Origin of the sequence: Mucilaginibacter sp. Bleaf8 (assembly GCF_018390515.1) — a bacterium.
Lineage (GTDB): Bacteria > Bacteroidota > Bacteroidia > Sphingobacteriales > Sphingobacteriaceae > Mucilaginibacter.
Map to the genome: position 1 here is coordinate 1,209,300 of NZ_JAHBBK010000001.1, position 24,176 is coordinate 1,233,475.

Annotated in this window: 12 protein-coding genes; 6 read left to right on the forward strand and 6 right to left on the reverse strand. The window is 43.7% G+C overall.

Annotation, left to right across the window (positions count from 1 at the left end):
• Nucleotides 1–1,206: 1,206 nt before the first annotated feature.
• Nucleotides 1,207–1,887: a tetratricopeptide repeat protein gene (locus KHS38_RS05310; protein WP_213487461.1), complete on the forward strand. Its 681-nt coding sequence runs from the start codon at nt 1,207–1,209 to the stop codon at nt 1,885–1,887.
• 10 nt (nt 1,888–1,897) lie between these two features.
• Here the strand turns inward: KHS38_RS05310 and KHS38_RS05315 are convergent, their stop codons facing one another.
• From KHS38_RS05315 to KHS38_RS05335, 5 genes are all read right to left on the reverse strand, one after another.
• Nucleotides 1,898–2,440 (reverse strand): hypothetical protein, encoded by a 543-nt coding sequence (locus KHS38_RS05315; RefSeq protein WP_213487462.1) that lies wholly within the window; start codon nt 2,438–2,440, stop codon nt 1,898–1,900.
• A 1,075-nt stretch (nt 2,441–3,515) separates the two neighbouring features.
• On the reverse strand, nt 3,516–3,890 hold the full coding sequence (locus KHS38_RS05320) for a hypothetical protein (protein ID WP_213487463.1): 375 nt from the start codon (nt 3,888–3,890) through the stop codon (nt 3,516–3,518).
• A 3-nt stretch (nt 3,891–3,893) separates the two neighbouring features.
• Nucleotides 3,894–7,457 carry a DUF6443 domain-containing protein gene (locus KHS38_RS05325; RefSeq protein ID WP_213487464.1) on the reverse strand — a complete coding sequence of 1,188 codons (3,564 nt, stop codon included), beginning with the start codon at nt 7,455–7,457 and terminating at the stop codon, nt 3,894–3,896.
• 95 nt (nt 7,458–7,552) lie between these two features.
• Nucleotides 7,553–11,038, reverse strand: a complete 3,486-nt coding sequence (locus KHS38_RS05330; RefSeq protein WP_213487465.1) for an RHS repeat domain-containing protein — start codon at nt 11,036–11,038, stop codon at nt 7,553–7,555.
• Between the two features lie 257 nt (nt 11,039–11,295).
• Nucleotides 11,296–12,264: a hypothetical protein gene (locus tag KHS38_RS05335; protein WP_213487466.1), complete on the reverse strand. Its 969-nt coding sequence runs from the start codon at nt 12,262–12,264 to the stop codon at nt 11,296–11,298.
• Between the two features lie 1,828 nt (nt 12,265–14,092).
• Between KHS38_RS05335 and KHS38_RS05340 the strand changes: the two genes are divergently transcribed.
• Nucleotides 14,093–15,178, forward strand: a complete 1,086-nt coding sequence (locus KHS38_RS05340; RefSeq protein ID WP_213487467.1) for an acyltransferase family protein — start codon at nt 14,093–14,095, stop codon at nt 15,176–15,178.
• Nucleotides 15,179–15,578: 400 nt separating this feature from the next.
• On the opposite strand, the gene KHS38_RS05345 is transcribed toward KHS38_RS05340, so the two are convergent.
• Nucleotides 15,579–16,604 (reverse strand): DUF6438 domain-containing protein, encoded by a 1,026-nt coding sequence (locus KHS38_RS05345; RefSeq protein WP_213487468.1) that lies wholly within the window; start codon nt 16,602–16,604, stop codon nt 15,579–15,581.
• Between the two features lie 226 nt (nt 16,605–16,830).
• Here KHS38_RS05345 and KHS38_RS05350 point away from each other — a divergent pair, with 226 nt between their 5' ends.
• The 4 genes from KHS38_RS05350 (at nt 16,831) to kaiC (ending at nt 24,176) form a co-directional block, all read left to right on the forward strand.
• Entirely contained in the window at nt 16,831–17,562 is a 732-nt protein-coding gene (locus KHS38_RS05350; RefSeq protein ID WP_213487469.1) for an ImuA family protein, read from the forward strand.
• A 4-nt stretch (nt 17,563–17,566) separates the two neighbouring features.
• Complete coding sequence (locus tag KHS38_RS05355; protein ID WP_213487470.1) at nt 17,567–19,066, forward strand: Y-family DNA polymerase; 1,500 nt, start codon at nt 17,567–17,569, stop codon at nt 19,064–19,066.
• Between the two features lie 9 nt (nt 19,067–19,075).
• Nucleotides 19,076–22,288 (forward strand): error-prone DNA polymerase, encoded by a 3,213-nt coding sequence (locus KHS38_RS05360; RefSeq protein ID WP_213487471.1) that lies wholly within the window; start codon nt 19,076–19,078, stop codon nt 22,286–22,288.
• A gap of 145 nt (nt 22,289–22,433) precedes the next feature.
• Nucleotides 22,434–24,176, forward strand: coding sequence for a circadian clock protein KaiC (gene kaiC, locus KHS38_RS05365; RefSeq protein ID WP_213487472.1), 1,743 nt, complete (start codon nt 22,434–22,436; stop codon nt 24,174–24,176).

Genomic DNA, 24,176 nt, shown 5'->3' on the forward strand with positions numbered 1-24,176 from the left:
ACCGGGATTGAAACTACCTATTCAATCCTCTAATGATCCAATAATAGATAAGCAGATTCGTATATTGATTGACGTGTGGCAAATATCTGAATTTCTAAGGAGTTTAAAGCCTACCGAAGAACTTGAAAAGTGAATGGTTGTAGGTAGTAAAAGAAACGTTAATAACCAATATCAATCATCGGACGGCATCCCTGCCAACTGTTTCAACTGAGTTTGATGATTTTGTTAAAGATGTAACGCAATTTAAGAAGGCTAAATCTCCAGAAGATATTGTATTTCAAATGATGAGCGTAATTAAATCAATCGCTGATTCGTAGTTGAATGATTAGCTTAACCGTGATCACACTACTTTTCATTTATCGCAAACCTCATGAAAAACGTTTACCATATCTTCCGTCAAACGAGTAATATGTCAAAAAAACCATAGGTTAAATTATAGGTAAAGTTCTAATGATGATCATAAGAAATTTTGTGAATCTATTTGAACTCCAATGAACCTCAAACCTTGTACAAGCCCCATATTCTATATTCTCACCGAAGTCACCCGAAACGCAGTTTTCTTACACGAAAACTGCGTTTTTTGTTTGATGGGTAAAGCTATAGGTAAAGTTTGAATGAACTTTTGTGAGTTGCATTTGAACCGAAACGATCCAAATACAGATGTTTTAATCGCAAAATATTTTCATTTTTCGTATGTTGGCTAAGTGATATTCTTAGCGATCATTCTCGGCATTATCATAATGGGATATATCACCAGCCCATTCATCGTTATTCTTCACGAGTTAGGTCACGCTCTCGCTTATCTTATTATTTACCAAGCCCGAGCGCATCAATGTATACATTGGTTCTTATGGCGAGGAGCAAAAGGCTTTTCGGGTACAAGCTGGCAGGCTAAAACTTTACATCAGGAAGTCATTTCCTTTTGCCAAAATGATTGGTTTATGCAAAAGCAGCAAAATAGAAACTAATCCTTATAAAGACATCTGCATCATACTTGTCGGCCCTGTATTTACCCTGCTTTCGGCGTCAATATTCTTTTTTGTAGCAATTAATGTTGAAATACATGGCGCTATAAAGTTTTACTGCTTTAGTTTAGTTGTGTGTTCATTCATAAGTTTAATCAATAACCTACGCCCTAATACCGTTAAATCAGTACGCTTTGGTGAGATAGATAACGATGGTAAGCAAATTCTTTTTGCATGGGTTATGAGAAAAGCATTCACGCAGTATTATGAAGCTGTGGCATGCATTAACAACGAAGAATTTCAAGTAGCGGCCAATATCCTTAGTTATGTAAGCAAGCAGGTTAAACCTAATGAAAAGCTGTTAAGAATTTGTACAACCCTGTCATTATATAATAACTCTTATGATGAGTTCATACATTACACCGATCAGCTCAAGAAGGTAGCTATTTTAAACAGCACAGACTACGTTCATAGAGGCTACGCCTACTCAATGAAAGCTGCATCTAAGCCAGCGATCATAGAATATCAATTAGCGTTAAAACTCGACAAGGAAAATCAATACGCCTTGAATAACTTGGGATATGAGTACATCTGTACTGAACAATATGATAAGGCAAAAACGCAGCTGAATAGATGTATCCAAATTTACCCGAACTTCTCGAACCCTTACAGTAATTTAGGGTATCTGCATACCTTGCTTGATGAGTTCGTTACTGCAAAGGAGTACTTAGACAAAAGCATGGCCCTTGAACCGACCGAGCCATACCAATACCTGCATTTGGGTGTTTTTCACTTAAAACAAGAAGCACCAGAGCTGGCTATTGCCGCTCTGCATAAGTGCAGGGACTTGGATGCCACCGTTCAGTTGCAAAACTATCTTGATCAAGCAGATGAAATGCTGGCACGCCTTAAAGCTTTGTGACCGGTTTGGACTAATCCGTAGGAATGAGATATTTATAGCCACCAAGCTCTTTTACCAGCACATATTGTTTCCAGAAACTTTCGTCATCAAGCGTTGAATAAGCGAACGTCCATCGGGTGAGTTGCCCCAAAGTTTCGTTCACATGACTATCAGGTACATTATTGGCAACTACGTAAGGCTTAAAGTAAGTCCACTTATACATTCGCTTTTCTTCAGGCAAGTAAACAAAGTAGCGCACAGAGACAATACCTTTTTCATCTGTTACGCGCACCGGAATTAAAATCACATGACGATCTTTGGGGTAGATTAGCACAAATTCATTCATAATGGTGTTGTGCTTGATGATATGGTGAAGCTTTGCTTTTTCTTGCGCATAAAAGAACGGCTTCAATACGTTTTCAGAAAGCTGATTTTGATACGTTTCAGCTTCCTGTCTTTTATCTTCCTTAAGCTGCTCCGCAACTATTTCATACAGGCCAACGTAAGCACGGTTTTCCCGCTCTTCTATTTCCCACATGTCTTTATGTTTCTCCCAATTAGGTTTTTTCTTCAAATCTGCAATCTTTTGAAAAAGCGCGCCGTTCCAAAAGTCAGGCGAATATTCGCTTGTACCGTCTTTAAAGTAACTCCATCTAATTAAGCTATTTAAAAAGTTCTGTTTCCCTTATTCCAGTGTCCTGACATCAAAGTAAGTTTCGTCCTCTTTCTTATAGTACCATTTATTATTGTACTGAAGACCTTTACAATATGAGCGTAGGTTTTAGGAATACTGTCTAAATCCCCCCGCATCATGAATATCTTTGTTGGTAATGATGTTTACTTTAGCTTTTGCACCCTTATTGCGCAAAGAGTTAAATGAATTATTTACGCCTCTTTGTAGAAAGAAAGCTACAAATTGCGTTCGATCTTGGTTATAAAGGCACTGGTAAACGTTATTGATATTGATACTGCTATCGGTTGCTGGGATGATTTGCTGTAGCAAGGTTTTATCAAAGGGCTGGTTAAGGAGTTTATCGTGCAAGGCAAGTCCTCCTGGATGATCCTTGGCGTTGCGCCTGTCGCGGTTGGGTACTTATCGATGCTCACCCTGGCGTTACCCAAATGGTCATTGAGCTTATATTCATACAGGTAAGTGCCGTTATTGGGTCTTGCCCTGCCTTCCTCCGTCTGGATGAACGCGATCTGGCCATCCTTCTATACAATGCCGCCTACGTAGTCCCAGGTGGTCGGGCCCGACGTGTTCTCTGAAAACAAGAAATGGCAGCCTTGGAATTCTACCATCTCTTGTATTGTTACCACAACCGGGACGCTTGCGGTAGCATGGGCGATTTTAATTTCGATGTATTTGCCGCTGTTTCAGATGAGCAATAGTTTTCAGTAGGATAATTTTTGTTGATACTCCTCAGATTGAAGTCTAGATAACAAAAAAGGTCCGTAGCCTTGAAAGACTACGGACTAAGAAAATCTATATTCATTTACATAGGCGATGCTTACAGTAGCAGGGGGGATTACCAAGGTATGTAATAAAAAAACTAAACAGCTATACGCTATTATATATGCTTTGTTAAGAAACCACAAGGTTAAGAAATAGAAAAACCCCCGCCCCAAGCTATAGGCTTGGTGAAAACTTAATGTTGTTTACACGTTAGGTATTTACGTACTAGTGGTGTTATTTCAAAGTGGTCAATATCATTCCCAAGTGCCCAGTACTTCAATAGATCACTATATAATTTAGGATTTCTATCAATAATACTAACTATCTCAAGCCATAAATTAGATTTATCGCGTAAATTTTCCGATAAATATTGATCATAAGAGGCTAGTATTAATGCCATTATACTATAGGCTTCAGCAGAACTTAATGCTTCCGAGCTGGCAAATTCTATGAATTCCTTAAGCCTTTTAGAGTCTGCGTATTCTACTGCCCAATCCTGCTGTGATCCGTCAAATGGAAAATTTAATTTTCTACTTAATTTATCAAGAGTCTGTTTGTTGATTATCATAAATTATTGCTTAATTTCGGGATATGCTGTCTTCACACCATTTCCACTTGGAACCAAACGTATATGAGTTGGTGTTGAATACGTGCCATCCGGATTTATCACTCTGGCCGGGAAACCTTCAGGCATAGGTATTGAAACAGCACCATTCTTCGTTGCTCCAAGGTTCTCATTAATGAAACCTGCGGCAGCTTGATTGTCTAGGAATTGCCCCTGCGCCATATTTGATCCAGAAGCCCTACGTGTCAACTGATGTGTCATTCCTTCTCCATGTGTTTCAAATGTATGTCCAAATGCCTTTTTAGTTAATGGTATTTCTTCGGCCAAAGCATTTCCGGTTAATTTCTCAGCAATTAATGGACCTTCTCCCCTAAACAAATTTCCTACAGCTCCAAATATTTTTCCGCCGACATAGCTTACAGCCAGATCGGTTGCTATCTCTTTGGAAAGTCTCACATTATCAGCCTTAGCTTCCGCTCTTACTTTTGGATCTTTATCAAAAGCTCGATGTGAGTTCTGTCCATCAATCCATTGTGTTACGGCACCTACAAAGCCAATTGCCCCATTAACTAAGGCCTTCTCGAACCCAACGACCTTTTGACTCAGATAATGGGTAGTTTTTTTATCTATAAGGCCTCCCATTGGAACACCACAACAACCCTGTGTTTGCATCCCATCTGGATCAATGAACCTTATAGGATTGTTATTCCCATAAACATATGGGCTCCACCTTCTTTCTTTTTCCGCGAGCGGATCGACACTTGTCCACCTTCCAATCACCGGATCATAGAACCTTGCACCGTAATCATACTGGTTAGCCAGGTCGGTTTGCACTTCCTTACCATTGTAAAGATAGCGGTTGTTGTTGGAAAGATCATAACCACCCGTTGGTTTCCTAAGTCCAAAGCTGTAGTACTCGTCCTCCTGGATAATCCTCGGCGTCGTGCTACTTGTTACTGTTGGGTCCTTATCGATGCTCACCCTGGTATTACCCAAGTGGTCATTAAGGTTGTACTCATACAGGTAAACGCCACCACTTGGCCTAGCCCTGCCCTCCTCCGTCTGGATGAACGCAATCTGGCCACCCTTGTATACAATCCCGCCTACGTAGTCCCACGTTGTAGGGGCCGATGAGTTTTCTGTATTGCTCTTGTTCTGCAGCTTCTGCCCGGCTGCATCATAGGTATAGGTAGCCAGCTGGGTGGTGCCCTGCTTCACTTCACCCGGCAGGTTCAGCATATTGTAAGTAATGCTCTTACCCATACCATCGCTCGTCGCATTTCCGTTCAGATCATACTGGTAGCTCCGGGCACTGTAACCCGTTACCGTCGTTAACTGGTTACCACTGTAGGTATAGTCCAGCGTACCCTGACCTGCACCTCCCCTTATAAGCTTGGTGATGTTGCCCATCCCGTCATAACTGATCGCCTCATCCAAGGCGTTGCCGGTCGATACCGCATTGGTTAGCCTGTTCAGCTTGTCATACGTGTAGGCAAAGGTCTTCGTGCCCGGTGAGCTTACCTTCTTGGTCAGGTAGTTCATCTGCGCAATATTCCCGTTCCACTGTGCGTTTGCTGCTGCATCCGGCGTATTGTACCTCAGGTCCAGCGAGAACAGGTTGCCGCTCATTGTCATCGTGCGCATCCAGCCCCGCTCGTTGTAGCCGTAGCTCAGTGTCTGCAGCCCATCACCCAATGCCTTGTCCTTCAGTTGCCCCACTTCATTGTACGTCAGTTTGGATAATGACGTTGGTGCTGCATCATTGATGCTTTCCGTAGTTTCTACCTTTCTGCCCATATGGTCGTAGCTGTAGTTCATGGCAATCGTTGTGGTGGTGCCATTCGCAACATGCGTACGCTTGCTACTCAGCAGCTCATCGGTAAAGCTGTAGGTGTTGTCAGTCTGATCCGTGCCCAAAAGATTATTCTCGCTCTTGCTTTGCACTACCCTTCCTTCCTCGTCATAGTAGTTCACCGTCAGCAGCATCTTTGTTGTGCCCAGTACATTCACCTTAGTGCCCGTCAGCAGGCTCTTCACGTTAGCGCTTTGGGTAGTGCTTGCCTCACCGAAGGTATTGCCTGGAAACGCATAATCGTCATAGTAATTAACGGTTAACAATTGCCCGAAGCTGCCCTTGGGTATTGCGTTCTTGGTATAGCCGCTGTTTTGCCCGTCGGCGTTCGTGCTATCTCTATCTTCCCAAAGCTTAGTCTGATTGTTTGCTATTGTCTGTAACTGTTCCCGGATGGTGACACCGCTAGCACGGCTGCTTGCCAGGTCATCAATCCAAAGGCCGGTCATCACTGCCCTGCCTAGTGCGTCATACTTGGTATAGGTCATCTGCTGCGGACTTTTCGATCGCTGGTTGGCATCCTGCGTCATCACCACCTGATCCAGTTTGTTGTAGACCATATAGGTCCAGCCCTGGCCAGGCACCTTCTTTTCGATCAGCCGGTTGCGGTCATCATACCGGTACCGGTAGCAGTAGGCGTCCTGCAGGGTTTGAGTCGGCTGCCCGTTGTCGGCGTTCGCTCCCGGCGGTAATACGAACGAGAGGTTGCCCAGATCGTCATATACATAGTAGGTGCTCAACTTTTCAATCGTGGTGGTGCCGTTCACCACTTTGCGGTTGAACGTGCGCTTCAGCACCACGTGCCCTTCCTTATCCTTGTACTCGTGCACCTGGCCGGCTAAGCCGTCCGCTTCCACGTAGTTCTCGTCTTTCATCACCGTCAGGTACAGCTCCCCTGCCGCATAGTAAGGCGTCTTGGAGGTGGGGTGATTGGGATTAGCAAGCGAACGCTCGTATTCCTTGCCCGCTACGGTGCTGGCAACGGCCGTGTACAGCCGCACCGAGTAATCGCCCGTTACCGCATTGGTGCCGTATTCCGTTTTTACCGTATGCCCGGTCGTGGCGCCGGCAACTGGCTGCCAGGGCTCGCCCGGTGCACCCTGCTCCATGATCCGGTTAAGCGGCGAGGGCTCGAACACCGTCTGGGCAAAGGGCTTGGTCGTCCCCATTACGCCCGGCGCGTTCCAGGCAGTGCCCGTAGGTGCGGCATAGAACGAAAGCTGATCGGCAATAGCGGTAGCCTTGTAGCTGCCGTCGCTCGCGGCTGAGGGCTGCACGGCATAAGGCTGGTATTTAAGCGTCTCCCTGCCAAACTCATCATAGGCTACGGGCTGCACCACATCGCGTTGCGTGGGGCTACCTTTGACCTGCACCGTCTGCAAGGGCCTCCCCAGACCGTCAAAGTACTGGATGCCTACCATCAGGCTTCGACTCGTGGTAGTATCAGCCATCAGTTGCCCTGAGGTGGTAAAGCCTGCTATGCGGGGCGTATAGGTGACAATGTAATTCTGGTCTGCGCCCGGGCGCGCCTTTAAAGGAACGCCGGGGATCACCGACTGCAAGGGCACATACACCCGAAGGATTTTGCCTGCAGCTGCCGTGAAACTGAACGGCGCTTTCAAGGTAATGCCTGTGGTGTTATAGTACTCGCCTGCTGCAGGGGTGCCCGTTAGCTGGCCGGAGGTTACCTGCGTCTGCGCTCTGGAAAGCAAGGCCATGGACAGCAGCAGCGCTGTGAGAGCTGCTGCCGCTTTATAGGGTTTGCAAATAGCTTGCAACATAAGATCTGAGGTTGAATGGTAAGTGATTAAGGTTACTGGTTCTGGTAGTGGTAGTCCATCTGCTTAATGATATGCCCCTTGCTGTCGCGGATCGTTCTTAACCGCTGGAACTCGTCATACTCGTACGTCGTCGTCTCGCCACGCGCATTCGTCTGCGAGGTCATGCCCACTAACGGATCGTAGGTATAGGTCGTCATCTCCGCATCTTTAGGATACAAGCGGACATCATCCACTTGACCTGAAAGATTGATTGTGTAAGCATTTCCTGTCACCGATACATTGGATATAATCTGAGACCAGGTATCTCCAGCTTTGGACCAGTAGGATAATGTATAATTCCCACCGGATAAACCAGTAAGATTCTTTGAGTAGGAGCCTGTATAACTATAATGGCCGGTTTTTGCGTCATTATTAACACTGTTACCCTTTCCTTCTTCAAAGCTTTCGAAGAAAATATCATTACTTCTTGCATTTTTGACTAGAGCCACAGGATATTGCCCGTTGTATCCCCACTGGTAGCTTTGGGTTGCCCCCATGGATAGTTGCTGCTCCAGTAATCTGCCTTGCGTATCATATTTACCGTAAATGACACGAGTTTCTATAGGATTTGCGGCATTTTGCAATTCGATCGATTTAGGAAGCAACAGGTTATTACTATTGAACTTACCGTAATTTGTTCTTAGCATCCTGGTTTGCTTGCCCGCCACCGTTTCTGATTTCTCTATCACTTCATTGTATCTGTTGGCAGCAAGGAGCGCATCGTATACGCCGTCCGGATCTTTACCTGTGGCGACCAGGTCTGCAGGATAATTGTAGTTCTTAACTTCTTCCTGCCTGCTGCTATTGGTGGTCTTTTCTGTTTTCAGGTAATAGTTTGCCGGATCGTAAGTATAACGGGTTTCCGTAACTACTTCGCCCCTACCCGGTGTAAATGAAGACACTTTCGTATTGACTAGTTCGGACCTGCCGGCGTAGGGGAAATACTGATTAGAAAGGAACCAAATTGGAGGATAAGTCGAAACGACCGGAGCTTTACTGTCAGTTGCAGGAAATCCCGGTGGAACATTAAACATAACTGGTGCAATAGCATACGATGAAAAGTTATTGGCCATTGCTATATTATCATAACCAGGGTGGATGTAGTCGGCATAGGTATTGACCGTCTTTTTCACTACCTCTCCGGCAGCATTAAACACGGTCTCCTTTTCCAATAAGCCATACATCCAACTAAAATTCTGAGCCGGCGTTGCCGGGTAAGCGCCATAACCCGGTTGCCCTGCACCCGCATTGCCGGAACCAGGACGGTTGATCGTAAACAGTCTTTCAATCTTGCCGTTGGTGGTGTTGGAACCTTTAAGGTATTCTACAATACGGCTATAGGTCACCGGGCTGCCCCCGTTCAACACAAAATCGTAGATAGGTGAACTTTGCCGAAGAAGAATATTTGGTGCCATCTGTTCATACATAGGGTCAGCACCGGGTGGGTGGAGTATGGATACAATACGACCTTCATAATAAGCGGTCTGTGTATAGAGTGGATAAGTCGTCAGGACACCTGATGAGCCGCCCGCTTCGTTGAGGTACTCATATGTGCGGATAGATACCGGCTCGGCAGATACCCCGTCGTAATCTTTAACCGATCTAGCACGGAGTCCGCCGACATAGGGCTGCAGATGTGCATAGGTTATACCAGGAGAAGCAGGATGAACGAGATACTTTAACCATCCGGCACCGTAGAAATCTCTTTGTGAACCGGTAAAATTATAATGAAACCGCAGTTTATAACTTTTTCCTTTTCGCAGCCCAGGTAGAGAAAAGGGATAGGTAAGATATCGATCATTTGGCTTATTAATGTCGATTGACGTCACAGCGAAACTGTTACCGTTAACGATTTCAAATACTTCTAATCTGATAAGGCAGTTTTCACAAGATGACCCAGAACTGTTTGACTGTATATTTAATCTAAAATTCGGATCAGGCGCCATATCCTCGTCGTAAGTGAAAGCAAAATCCTGGTAGGACGGATTACCGTTAGTCATGCTAAATTGAAAATTTGTGGCGCGTTCCTCTGTATAACTTGGATCGTTTCCGGCTATGTAAAACTGCTGGTTCAGCCAGCCGTCATCGGCTTGATTCGGCTCCATTTCGAACAACGTATGACCTCCGGTTGGGTAAACGATTTTATTCATCGTACCAGCGATGCCGCCTAGATCCGCATCCCGATTGGATCCCGGGAACTCGTAGCGGCCTGCTATACCACCGGAAAAAATTTCACGTGGAATGCGTGAGGCGTTTTCAGATTCTTGGATACGACCTGTCGGATATCCCCAATGATCTTGATTAATACTCAACCGCTCCGGAAGTCCACTGTTATAGTAAAATTTGTAAGGTGAACTTTTTATATCAGCGTTCTTGCCAGCGAACGGCGTTACCGATAGCAGCGTAGCCCTGCCCGTTAAGGAATAATCCTGCTGCAACAGAAACCCGGACACTATTTGGTTTGCTGAACTTAACACGCTGATTTGCTTAAGAAGGCGGTCGTTTGGAAGATCCGTCCTCAGCGCACTGTCATAACCAAATCGAAGGCTGACGCCGTTGGGAAAAGTAATTTGTTTGAGTTTCTTGCCTGAGAAACTGATGGTTGATCCAGAAAAGCTATGTATGGGTGGCTGACCCAAATTAGGATAAAGATTTTTGACCTCGCTTTCTGAAGAGGAGGCTACATAAGGCTGTATAAACACATCCTCATATTGCAGGTCGATATGATCGCCCGAAACCGGCGACTCTATTTTGGTGAGGTACCAGGAAGAAACATAGTCGATATTAGGAGCGCTGCTTGGATTGTGGGTTACTTCTGTATCTTCGAAAGTATATTTCAGTCCGTGTACATCGGTAATGATGAATTTAATGATTTTACCGCCCGGCTGACTATGAATTTTCTCGACTTTAACCTTGCTATCTTCAATCATCAAAATGGTGCCGTCCCGACCGTAAGTAAACTTACCGGATTGACCATTAACGTTATAAGAAAAAATATCCGCCTGAATATCCAACGTGTGTGCATTGGCTTTTACAAAAGGCTTAAGCGAGTAGTCATCAAAAGGTTGATTCCCTGTATTGTTATTAAAGTAGGGTGTGTTGAGATAACCTGCCGGATGATCGTCTTCAAGCCCTCTGATCGTTCTTGAGACCGCACCGCCGGCATTTAATGCCCAGCCCAAGCCTACGCTTGAGGCAACTTCATCAACCCGGATCCCTCCAGCGTGGTAATCCAGAGACACGGAAAGGGAAAGTCCATTTGCGTTATAACTATATATCGGCACATTGATTTGGGGTATCCCGGTTGAAGGGCCGACCGGAATATTGCCGAATTTGGTTAATGCGCCTACATTAGGTGATGGTGGTACTATATTCTGTAAGCCAACACTGAATAATTCTTTGTCCTGAGCAGACGAGCTTCCCGTTAATGCGCTGAGGAAAAAGATAGTAAGGTAAATAATGATTGAACGTCTGAACATAAAATTGTTGAAAGATTTGGTTGAGATTTATTTTACATAACAGTACAACATGTTTATACCTGCTTGAGTCAAGTGCAAACAAAACCACATTGGACAATGCTTTTATACAATATGCTTATCTATCTTAGAGACTGCTCGGATTTATATCGGCTTTGACTTCACCGTACTAGAAAATAGTCCATTTTACTGTTGGTCATAAGATCATTTGAATTAACCTTTTGACAGCATCTGTTAGAAGTATCCTATTATGCAACTATTCAGTATTTGATTTTAGCTTTTGAAGAAGGGGTTTTGCTGTTCTTTAAATCCTCAACCTCTTTCTTCAAATCAATCATATACAGCGTCATTTCCTCCATCTTCTTAACCAAGATCCGGTTCATCTCTCCTAGGCTGATGCCTTCCTTGGCCACTTCTTGCTCCGATGGCATATCCGGCAGGTGCTTGTTCTTATCAATGTAGCTTTTGACCTCCTTAAGAGGGGGCAGCTTGTAGGTAGGCTTAAATACATAGTCAGGCCAGCTAGCCTGTAGCTTTACATTAACTTCTTCTGCAATAAGCTTTCCAGCTACAGCCAGCTTATAACCTTTCGCATCAGTGGTGCCAATAGCAACATTGCCATTGGTCTGGAAGGTTGCAACAGCGCCACCAAAAAGCGTACTACCGATCGCAAAGTTAGATCCTGTACTGTACACACCCGGCCCAATAGCCCATTTGGCCGTATTATCACTTTCCGATGCTTTCGTATTGAACTGTATACTAGCCTCTCCGTTGTCTGCAGCCGGATTTAACTTGATTAGGCCTGGCGACGAACCTTTTATATTTAGCAGGGCTTGTGGGTTAGTGGTACCAATACCGATATTCCCGGTTGCACCTTGAATAAACATCCGGGTGTATAATGGAGACGTCGTTGTGTTTCCCTTCGTTTCGAACAACATGTTTCCGGTATAGTTACCCCCATCAGCAACTTTAATCCGGCCCGATGGTTCTCCTGTTCCGCGGTCATAGGTAGCAAAGTGGATTTCGGTGCTTGCTCCCACATAGCCGCTACCGTTGGTCAAAGTTAATATGGGTCCCTGACCTCCCTGAACATCCTTTCTTAGTTCTAAAAGTGTCTTAGGGGTGGCAGTCCCTATACCGATATTACCGGTTGTGCTCCATGGTGTGTTTTGTGCATAAGAAGCGTAGCCGGCTAATAATCCAGCCAGTAGAGAAGATAGCTTTTTCATTCTTGAATTGTAATAATGATTAAATTGATATACTTAGTAAGTTGACCGTGGTCAATCTTCCACGGCGATTTGTAACAACAGGAAGTTAGATGAGTTACGTAAGAATTGCGGGGTCAATTGCCTAGGCAACTGAATGAAAGTTAATGTCATTTTTGTGATAAGGTATTAAAATTAGACATGTGCTAATTCGCTATCAAAGTTATTATATAACTAACAAAACACCAACAATACAACGCTTTATTTACAACAAACACAAAATGCAAATTCAGGTGACTGCTATAAGCGCATAGAGGATCAGACAAAACTAAGTAGCCGCTGATTGCTCGTATTGAATTCAGGAGCCTTTAACTTTACATATAGCACTTTACGGATTAGAACAGAAAGAGTTAGAAGATGTTGAATTCGTTATAAATGATGAATTACAACTCAAAATTTATTGCCACATCTTGATATGAGAAAAAATAGTTTGGCAGGTACTAAATTACTGTTGATCAACTGATAATTATTTTATTGATAATACTTAGGCACTAAAAACGGACAGCTTAAATTTAATTCTCATTTGTTAGACCATGTTTTTAAACATTCTTTTCTTTAGCTTCTCATCGATACTTTACTCTATAAACAAAAGGCCATTGGTTACAGGACGACCATTTCTAAGGCTTATAAAAGATAAGAAAATTGATGTTGTCTTAAAAAAATCCATATCCAGCACTTTATATCGTAAATTCATTTTACTACTCGGATAAGTACCACATTAAGTTTTCAGGTCATTTAAAAATATACATTGAAATAACTGTTCCTTCTACATCGATGACTTTGATAAAGCACAGTTGAAACATTTGATAAAGTAATTTATAGAAAAGAAGAACTCTTAGAGAAGATAAAGCGAGCAACTATTTAACTGTTCTTCTCTTAAAAGGATTGATCAACAAACCAAGGTGGAACAAATTAGGTCTTCTTGAATTTGCAGATTAAATAGGTAAAGCTGGAATAACAGCCTCGTGCAACCTCTTTGAATCTTCACGACTTCCGATGAGCCATAATTCTTGTAAAAGTTCCTTATTCTATATTCTCAGCGGAGCTACTAAGAAAAAGCCTTTTAGAGCAATCTGACAGGATTTTTAGTTTCCTAGCAAGTTTAGAAGCTTTATGCAGTTGCCTATTATGTTTGTGCATAAGTTTGTACAGGCGCCGCATAAACAATTCAAAAGAGCTTAAAAAACACTACTAAGCCGATAGAACCGACAGGCTCTTAATCTGAATATCAAACATCAAAAGGCTTAACCTAGTTAAGATGTCAGGCCTTTTCACATGCGCTGTAAAACATCAGTAAAGCTTCACCTTTTCCCATTAATTTCTGGCTGCGAGCACCTGTACTTACGCCGTAATCAACACTTTGTTCTTCTTTACCTTCGTCCTTATATCTACCCGCCTTGAAGCTCATTATGAGGACTATATTTAATACTTCACTATCATCAAGCACCTGCTTGAGAAAATCACGCTTTATGATGTATAAAGCCGCTTATGTGCTTGTAAAGGTTTATGGCAAATGGATCAATGAGTCTAACAATCAGCTTCACATGGTTGATGGATTAATTGCGGCTGTAATAACAATACAGGGCCAATAACCAGGAATGCAACCGAGATCAGGTGAAAGGTGCGATATATGCCGAGGAAGTCTTTTAGTAGCATAAAAGGAAAGATATGCCCTGGCTAATATTAAAAGTATGGCAAAGATAACGTTCTGTGTTAACAAATCTTATACTATAAAAAACAACTCTTTATTATTGTGATAATATATTTATTATTGTAGGACACAATAAGTTCAATGACCCGACACATACCTAGCCTTAACGGATTAAGAGCAATAAGCATATTCATCGTAATCATCTATCATTTAAGCCTTGGCGGATTCATCTCTCAAAATGGGCCATTAAATGTCCTGTCTCCAATACTGTTTAACGGTGCTCTTGGCGTAAATATCTTCTTTTTCATAAGCGGCTATTTGATCACAACTTTGCTGATCGGCGAATATGATAGAAAAGGTCATATTTCTTTAGGCAAATTCTACATCCGTCGAACCATCCGGATCTTTCCCGCTTACTACTTCATGCTCTTAGTGTATGCGGTACTACAGTTGTGTGGTTATTTCAAGATAACCGGCTGGGAATGGCTATCTGCTGTCGGATACGTGAGGCAGTTTTATCAGGAAGGTACTTCAGAGCTTGGCCACCTGTGGTCTTTATCAGTTGAAGAGCTATTCTATTTATTTTGGCCGTTTATATTTATTAAGGCCGGCAAAAATCGATCATTGATTACTATTATTTTAATCGCAATCACCGCGTTATACAGAATATTTAGTTACGAGTTTCCGCCCAGCTTTTATCTGCACCATACGATCTTCTACTCTGCCGATGCTTTATTGATTGGGTGCTTATTCGCCCTCCATAATGAAAAGATTAAAACCTTTGTGCAAAGGTGGAAGTATCCTGTCCTCTTTTTTGGTGGAACCCTTGTGTTTTCTCTGTACCTGGAGAAATACACCTACCATTTAATGTCTGACCTGATGCGAGCTCATCAGACGAACACCAAAATCTTTGCTTTTTCAGCAATTGTACATGGGCTGTTCGGCAGTTTAGGTTCAATATCAATTGGGCTCATTGGGCTTGTTGTTGTTAGCTCGATATACAACAAGGGCATTTGGTTCACTATTTTAAACGCCAAGATCATGGACTACATTGGAAAACTTTCCTACAGCTTTTACTTATGGCAACAACTGTTTACTGCTGACCGCAGATATCTACATCAGTTCCCTATCATTGTAATACTGTTGTTTATCATTATTGCTGCACATATCTCTTTCTATATTATTGAGCAGCCGTTCCTGAAGCTTAAACAACGCTTCAGCGCATAGCAGTTAAGCTGATACCCATGATGAGGCTTTCGATGTGCTGCCTAAGAACCTTCGTAATAGGGTACTTAACCACCTTATGTTTCCGATTCCTGCATAATAAAGGTCTTGGAGATTTCGTTACTTCGTCTTGTAGCTTCAATCAGCCTTAAATGCTTATCAATAATTATTTCCTCGCAGCGTTTTTTATGCATCCTTCTTTTACAGGCATGTTAAAAAAAGAGAACCTACAACTCCCCCCTGTTTACAAACTGTCACAGACAGCAACTACTCATTTGGTAGATGGTTTAACTTTTAAAGGAAAAGTTGAGCGTTGGATTACCTTTTTATAAGCTAAAGATAGTAGTAATATAAAATTCACCTCCGGATAAATAATGGTAGCTGTAATCTTTAAACGTTGCTTTTAATTATGCCAGGTCTCACTTTCTCTTAAGGCTGATAACATGTTGTACAAAAGACTAAGCCCGAAAGTACCCTGCATTCCATAGTCACGAATTGACTTTGTGCTGCCGTCTGTAAATTGAATACTAAGGTTACCGGTCTGATCATCCGTCCAATTGACTTGATAATTATCTTGCAGCTTTTTTATATTGATATAATTAATCAGCGATAATAGCTCTTGCAGCCTGTTTGGTGACAGCTTACCTTTAAAGGAACCTTGCTTTGGATTATACCCTTCGGCAACATACTTGGCGGTGCCGTCTGCCGCTATGTTCAATTCAAAGATAGGACATGTACCAAAGCAACCGGATGTTCTAAATTTAATAGACTTGATATGATACTTCGCCGGTTTTCTGTTTAGCTCCACAAAATTGCCCTTCATATAAACAAGCGTATCTATGGTTGAAGTATCAATAAACTCGGTCATTGATTTCATGCGATGCTTGCGTGCATAGTACAAAAGAAACTGCTGGTTTTCAACCATAACAGGTTTAGCTAACTGGCAAGGTTCATAATGGTCTTTGGTCAACCATAGAGTTTTAAAAGTGTTATTGCCATTATCCATAACAGTAAACAGATAAAACTGATTATACCAATAAACATATACCAGTAAGTCTGTCTTATCGTCGTGGTTGAAATCGGCTTTTTCCCAACTCCTGATATTCCACTGCTTTGCAATACCCTGGCAATCGAGTTTCTTGACAAGCGTATCGGTGGGTTGTATTGTCATCTTCACATTTTCTGACGACCTGAATCGTTTATCTAACCGGACAACAAAGTCCAGCACCTGCTGGTCTGAATGTAAACTATCAATTGTATTGGCAAATCCCCATCCTATAGCCAGGGAAAAGATAAGTGTTAAAACAAATTGCTTCATGGTTTTGAGTTGATAGGTAAATATAGTCTTATTAGCTAAAAGTAAAGTAGCCTGATTAAAACAGACTTCCTTGAATGCCATTGATCGGTTGTTTAGCGCTTGCAGGTTCAAACGGCTTTTCAAAGCTTAAACCTACAAACTACTTTCCTGTAAGCTTCTCAATCATCAAAGTTCAAACATGATAAAGTCTGCGTAAACGGTTTGAAGCTCAATAACCGATTCAATAGTACTTCAATATAAATCTCCCAAAAGAATGTGAATAACTCTATTTTAAAATACTAAATTTTTTAGCATACATTTGTTATTCAATCGGTACAATCACTGTTACGAATTAAGTATGCTTCAAGGTAAGAAAGACATTGTTAGTAAACTGCAGCAAAATATTATGCTATGGGAAGGCTTCAAAGCACCATCAACTGGTACAGTCAATCAGTTTGGTTTGGGCATAATTGAAGCATCATTTGCTAACGGTGTGTTTCCTACCGGAGCCATTCATGAGTTTTTAAACTTTAAACCCGAGCATGCAGCAGCAAGTGGTGGTTTTGTGGCTGGCCTGCTTCAGCCTATTTTAAAAGCAAGCGGCATATGCCTGTGGATTGGTACATCACGCACAATCTTTCCCGTTGCGTTAGCTTATTTCGGGGTTTCGCCCGATCGTGTTGTTTTCATTGATGCAATCAAAGAAAAAGACGTGCTATGGGCAACGGAGGAAGCCTTAAAGTGTAACAGCGTTGCTGCGGTAGTGGCGGAAGTTAGCAAATTATCTTTTGCACAATCACGCAGGTTGCAACTCGCAGTCGAAAAAAGCAGCACTACCGGCTTCATTTTACGCAACGATCCTAACGCACTTAGTACGACAACTTGTGTTGCCCGATGGCGGATAACTCCTTTGCCTAGCGCCCCTGAAGACGGCATGCCGGGCGTTGGCTTTCCCCGCTGGAATGTAGAACTTATAAAAGTGAGGAACGGCAATTCAGGGGTTTGGCAGGTAGAATGGCGTAACGATAGATTTTTGCTGGTTACTGAACAGGAAAATACTTCCGTCGATGTGATAAGAAAGGTGGGGTAATGAGATGCAGAAACGATATATGGCGCTTTGGTTTTGCCACTTGAAAACAGATTGGTTAACAATACGCAAACCAGAACTGGCCGAAACTCCCTTTGTATTTTCATTTCCGGTACATAACCGGAACCTTCTTACCGCTGTTAGCCCCAAAGCCGAAGCACAAGGGCTGTACAAGGGTATGCGTGTTGCCGACGCCAAAGCTATGGTGCTCGACTTAAAAGTATTCAAAGACAAGGCTAACCGGGATATAAACCTGTTGAACGCTATTGGTGAATGGAGCATCCGCTACACACCATTTGTTGCAATTGATGCACCCGACGGCTTGCTGCTTGATATAAGCGGCTGTACGCATTTATGGGATGGTGAAAGAACCTATTATAAAGAAGTGGTTAACCGGTTTTTGAATAAGGGCTACACGGTAAGAGCTGCCATAGCAGATACCATTGGCGCTGCATGGGCCGTTGCCCGCTTTGCACAAGCACACCCCATTGTTACATCCGGCCAACAAGTCAAGGCTATTCTGCCCCTGCCGCCGGCTGCACTCCGGCTGGAAACCGCAATTTTAGAGCGGTTAGACAAACTGGGGTTCCGGACAATTAAGTCCTTAACTGCTATTCCGGTTAGCAGCCTTCGCCGCAGGTTTGGTGAACAGCTTACTTTACGGCTCAAACAGGCCACTGGTGAAGCATCTGAATACCTACATCCACTCCAGCCAGTAGAAGCTTATGCAGAGCGACTGCCTTGCCTGGAGCCTATATTAACACGGGTTGGGATTGAGCTTGCCATCCGGTACCTATTACAAGCCCTTTGCAAATGGTTAGCTAAAGAAGGCAAAGGCATACGTGCTGCAAGTTTAAAATGCTTTCGCATAGATGGCCATATTCAACAAACAGACATTGGAACCAATCAGGCTACTTACCAGGTGGAGCATTTGTTTAAGCTGTTTGAATTGAAGATTGGCGACATAGAACCGGGCTTAGGCATTGAGCTTTTTACTTTAGAAGTAACAAAAGTTGATGATGTAGAAACAACCCAGGAAGCTATCTGGGCAGACAAACAGGCTTTACAAAATACGATTGTGATTCAACTGCTTGACCGGCTGGCCGGCAAAATAGGAGCTCAGGCCATTCATCGCTATCTGCCCCAGGAGCATCATTGGCCCGAACGCTCTATCAAAAAGGCCGAAAATTTTGAAGCCAAACCGGCAACAGCATGGCGCACAGACCAACTAAGACCAACGATATTGTTACCGCGTCCTGAACTTGTCGAAGTTTCTGCCCCCATCCCCGATTATCCGCCAATGCTTTTCCGTTATCAGGGCACAGTGCATCACATTAAACGTGCAGACGGCCCGGAACGCATTGAACGTGAATGGTGGCTGGATGAAGGTGAGCACCGAGATTATTATATTGTAGAGGATCAGCATGGACAGCGCTATTGGATATTCCGCCTCGGGCATTACGGGCAGCGCCGGCATCAATGGTTTTTACATGGTTTTTTTGCGTAATGAATGGCTATGAGTTACATTGAGCTACAGATAACCACCAATTTCAGTTTCTTAAGGGGCGCGTCCCATCCCGAAGAAATGATTAGGCAAGCTGCTGCTTTGGGCTACAGCGAGGTTGCCATCACTGATCGTAATTCTGTGGCTGGCATTGTACGGGCGCATGCAGCCGCAAAAACACAGGGCATGCGCATTATTACCGGTTGTCGCCTCGATTTAATTGACGGGCCAAGCCTGCTCGCCTACCCCACCAACATAGAAGCCTACGGACGCCTCTCGGCCCTCCTGACGACGGGGAATCAGCGGGCCGAAAAAGGTAAATGTTATCTTTATAAAGCCGATGTTTTTGATAGTAAGCAAGGCATTGTTTTTATTATACTGCCGCCAGAAAGGCTAAACTCACTTTTTGACTTTGAAGCAGCTTTTGAATCAGACGTTGCCGATTATAAACAACATATAAAGAACAATCTGTACATTGCCGCTACCCGTACCTACCAGGGTAACGACCATAAAAGGCTGTTTCGCATAAATCAGCTATCCGAACGCTATCAAATACCCATGGTGGCCACCAACGATGTTTATTACCATGACCTTAGCCGCCGGGAACTACAGGATATACTGACCTGCGTGCGAGAAAAATGTACCATACAAGATGCAGGTTTCCGCTTACAGCAAAATGCCGAACGCTTTCTGAAAACGCAACAGGAGATGGAACGGCTATTCCGAAGCTACCCGGAAGCGATTTGGAATACGCAACAGATAGCGGAAGCCTGCACATTTTCACTGGACGAACTCAAGTACGTTTACCCTGAAGAAATAATCACAAACGGTAAAACACCGCTCGAAGAACTAAAGCGGCTCACCTGGCAAGGCGCAAAGGCTCATTTCGGTAAAAAGATACCCGAAAAGCTGTTGACAACAATTAAGTATGAGATCAAATTCATTGAAGAAATGGATTATGCGAATTACTTTTTATTCGTTTATGACATTGTAAGGGAGGCAAGGCAGCGGGGCATACTTTGCCAGGGCCGGGGTTCAGCTGCAAACTCTGCGGTTTGTTTTTGTTTAGGCATTACGTCTGTCAATCCAACAAAATTTGACTTGCTATTTGAACGCTTCATATCCTCGGCCCGCAACGAACCGCCGGATATTGATGTAGATTTTGAGCATGAACGCCGTGAGGAAATCATTCAGTACATCTATAATAAATACGGGCGTGACAGGGCCGCTATCGTTGCAACCGTAACGCAGCTGCGCCAAAAAGGAGCTATTCGCGATGTGGGTAAAGCCATAGGCCTTTCACAGGATACGATTGATAAGCTATCTGCCGCTATTTGGGAATTTACGGATGAATGGTTTGAACCCACCCGGCTTATTGAACAGGGCTTAAACCCTGATGATCCGCAGTTGCGGAAAATATTAAGTTTAACAGCGCAACTCATGGGCTTTCCACGCCAGTTGGGGCAGCACACGGGCGGTTTTATTGTAACGCAGGGTAAACTAACCGACTTGTGCCCTATCATCAACGCCCGGATGGAAAACCGCACAAATATTGAGTGGAATAAAGATGACATTGAAGCCCTGGGATTTTTAAAGGTTGACGTGCTGAGCTTGGGTATGCTCACTTGCATACGCAAAGCATTTGATATGATAAAGGAGCATTACCATATTGAACTTACCTTGGCCAGCATCCCCGAAGATGACGAGTTGGTATATGAAATGGCAAGCCGGGCAGATACGATTGGCGTGTTCCAGATAGAGAGCAGGGCACAACAATCCATGCTTCCGCGGTTGCGACCACAAAGCTTTTATGATCTTGTTGTTGAGGTAGCCATAGTAAGGCCCGGCCCAATTCAAGGCGATATGGTACACCCCTATTTGCGCAGAAGGAATGGCGAAGAAGCTATTGATTACCCCTCTCCTGAACTCGAAAAAATATTGAACCGTACTTACGGCGTTCCTCTTTTCCAGGAACAAGCCATGAAAATTGCGATTGTTGCAGCCGGTTTTACTCCTGCCGAGGCCGACGAATTACGCCGCAGCATGGCCACATTCAAATTCAAAGGTTTGGTAAATAAGTTTGAGCGAAAGCTGATAGACGGCATGGTGGCCAAAGGCTACGATGAAGAATTTGCACGCAGGGTATTTAAGCAATTGGAAGGCTTCGGCAGCTATGGTTTCCCGGAAAGCCACGCGGCAAGCTTTGCGCTGTTGGTATATGTTTCCCTATGGCTTAAATGCTACTACCCGGATGTTTTTGCAGCGGCATTGCTCAACAGCCAGCCGATGGGCTTTTATCAACCGGCCCAAATTGTCAGCGATGCCAAGAACCATGGCGTTAAAGTATTGCCAATTGACGTTAACTATTCGGATTGGGACAATATGCTGGAGCCAAGAACAAAGTGGCTTCATCCACTGCGCCTGGGCTTTCGAAACATCAAAGGGTTGCGCCAGGATGATATATTGCTGCTCATAGCCGGCAGGAAGCAGCCTTATAAGTTGATTACAGAACTGCTTGATGCAGGTGTACCACAAGCCGCTTTAGAAAAATTGGCCGATGCGGATGCCTTCCGTTCTTTAGGCTTGGATCGCCGGCAGGCACTGTGGGAGGTTGCTGCATTGCCAGACACGCCTCAAGGCCTTTTTAAAGGCCAACCTTCATCAAGTTCAACCGAACAGCAAACAGAGCTGCCGTTTATGAGTTTGGCAGAACATGTTATTCAGGATTACGCATCCACCTCCCTATCATTAAAAGCCCACCCGGTTAGCTTTACAAGGGAAGACCTCAAACGCATCAACGTATTGTCTTGCCAGCAAATTTCATCTGCAAAAGCCGGGTTAAAAGTTAAAGCAGCAGGTCTCGTTTTATCCCGCCAACGTCCGGGTACAGCCGGTGGCGTTTGCTTCATAACCATTGAAGATGAAACCGGTACAATAAACCTGGTGTTGTTTGAAAAACTGTTTGAAACGTATCGCAAAGAAATATTAGGTGCAAAGCTGCTCATGATTGAGGGCTGGATACAACGTGAAGGTACCGTGTTACACGTTGTGGTGAAAAGCTGCCATGATTTGACAGCGTTATTAGGCCGGGCAATCAAATCAACAGTTGATCCCAATCTACAAACAGCGTCTCCCGAACTACCTTTTATAGGCAGGAATCGAAGAACGCAAGTCAGGGAAAGCAGCACAGGTGAGGCAATTCCAAAAGCCCGGAACTTCCGATAGGTGCGGTCGGCTATTATAATGATGACTCAGTGCTGTTAATTAAGAAACAAACCTATGCTTAGCGCAATAGTATTTTCTGCAAAACGTCAAATATAAACTTTAAAGTAAATTGAAACTTTTATCTTAGCGAACTACTCACGTTCTCATGATTGATCAAACCAACTTCACTGGGCAAATGTCCACGTTACCCAAAACTCCCACAGGAATTACCGGTTTAGACGAAATTACAATGGGGGGATTTCCCAGTGGAAGACCTACCTTAATTTGCGGAAGTGCCGGATGTGGCAAAACTTTATTTTCATTAGAGTTTATTGTAAGAGGGGCATTGCAGTTTGATGAACCCGGCGTTTTTATAGCATTCGAAGAAAAAGCAAATGAGCTGGCTACCAATGTGGCTTCACTGGGCTTCGATCTGAACAAGCTTCAGGAAGAAAAAAAGATCAAAATTGATTACATCCATGTTGATAAAAGCGAGATTGAAGAAACAGGCGAATATGATTTAGAGGGGCTATTTATCAGGTTAGGCTATGCGATTGATAGCATAGGAGCCAAACGTGTAGTATTGGATACTATCGAAAATTTATTTGCCGGCTTGTCCAACCAGGCGGTACTCAGAGCTGAGCTTCGCCGGCTGTTTCAGTTTTTGAAGAACAAGGGCGTAACAGCTATTATTACCGGTGAGCGGGGAGAAAGCAGCCTGACACGCCAGGGATTGGAAGAGTATGTTTCTGATTGTGTAATTCTGCTGGATCACCGGATTATTAATCAGATATCAACGCGCAGACTGCGTATTGTGAAATACAGAGGATCGGTGCATGGTACCAACGAATATCCTTTCCTGATAGATGAAGAGGGCATTTCAGTGCTTCCGGTTACCTCGTTACAACTCAATAAAGAAGTTTCGACCAATGTGGTGTCTTCGGGCATTTCGACGCTGGATTCGATGATGAGTAAAGGTGGCTTTTATCAGGGGAGCAGTATTTTGGTTTCTGGCACTGCCGGTACCGGCAAAACCAGTATTGCAGCAACATTTGCAGATGCTACCTGTAAGCGAAAAGATCGTTGCCTTTACTTTGCTTTTGAGGAGTCTCCGAATCAGATTATCCGGAATATGGGTTCTATCGGCCTAAATCTTCAGAACCATATTAATGATGGATTGTTACAATTTCATGCTGCACGGCCAACACTGTATGGTTTGGAAATGCACCTGGTTGCCATACATAAAGCCATACGCAAATTCAAACCGCAAGTAGTTATACTCGACCCAATCACCAATTTGATCACGGTTGGAACGGTAAGTGACGTTAAATCCATGCTGGTTCGCCTGATCGACTTTTTGCAGGAGGAGCAGATTACCGTTATGTTTACTGCCCTTACTTTAAACACGATTGTGAACGAGCAAACCGATGAAGGTGTATCTTCTTTGGTAGATGCCTGGCTGCTGATTAAAGATATTGAATTAAATGGCGAACGTAATCGCGGCTTATATATTATGAAGTCTCGCGGTATGCAACACTCTAACCAGATACGTGAATTTGTTATTACCAATGATGGTCTGGATTTAATAGATGTTTACTTAGGCCCTGATGGTGTACTAACAGGTTCAGCCCGCGAAGCGCAGATGTTGCTGGAAGAAACAGGTGAAGTATTGCACACCCATGCCATCAGCCGTAAAGACCGCGAGTTATTACGCAAGCGGAAGGTACTGGAAGCGAAAATCGACAGCCTGCAAACTGAATATGAGTCGACCGAGGAAGAGTTGAACAAAGTTTATATTGAGGAGGAAATAAAGAAAGGGGTGATGCAGCAAACACGTAATAAGATGACGGAGATTAGAAGAGGGCATTCAACACCTGATAAGAATACTAAAGCAGATAAAAAGGAATAG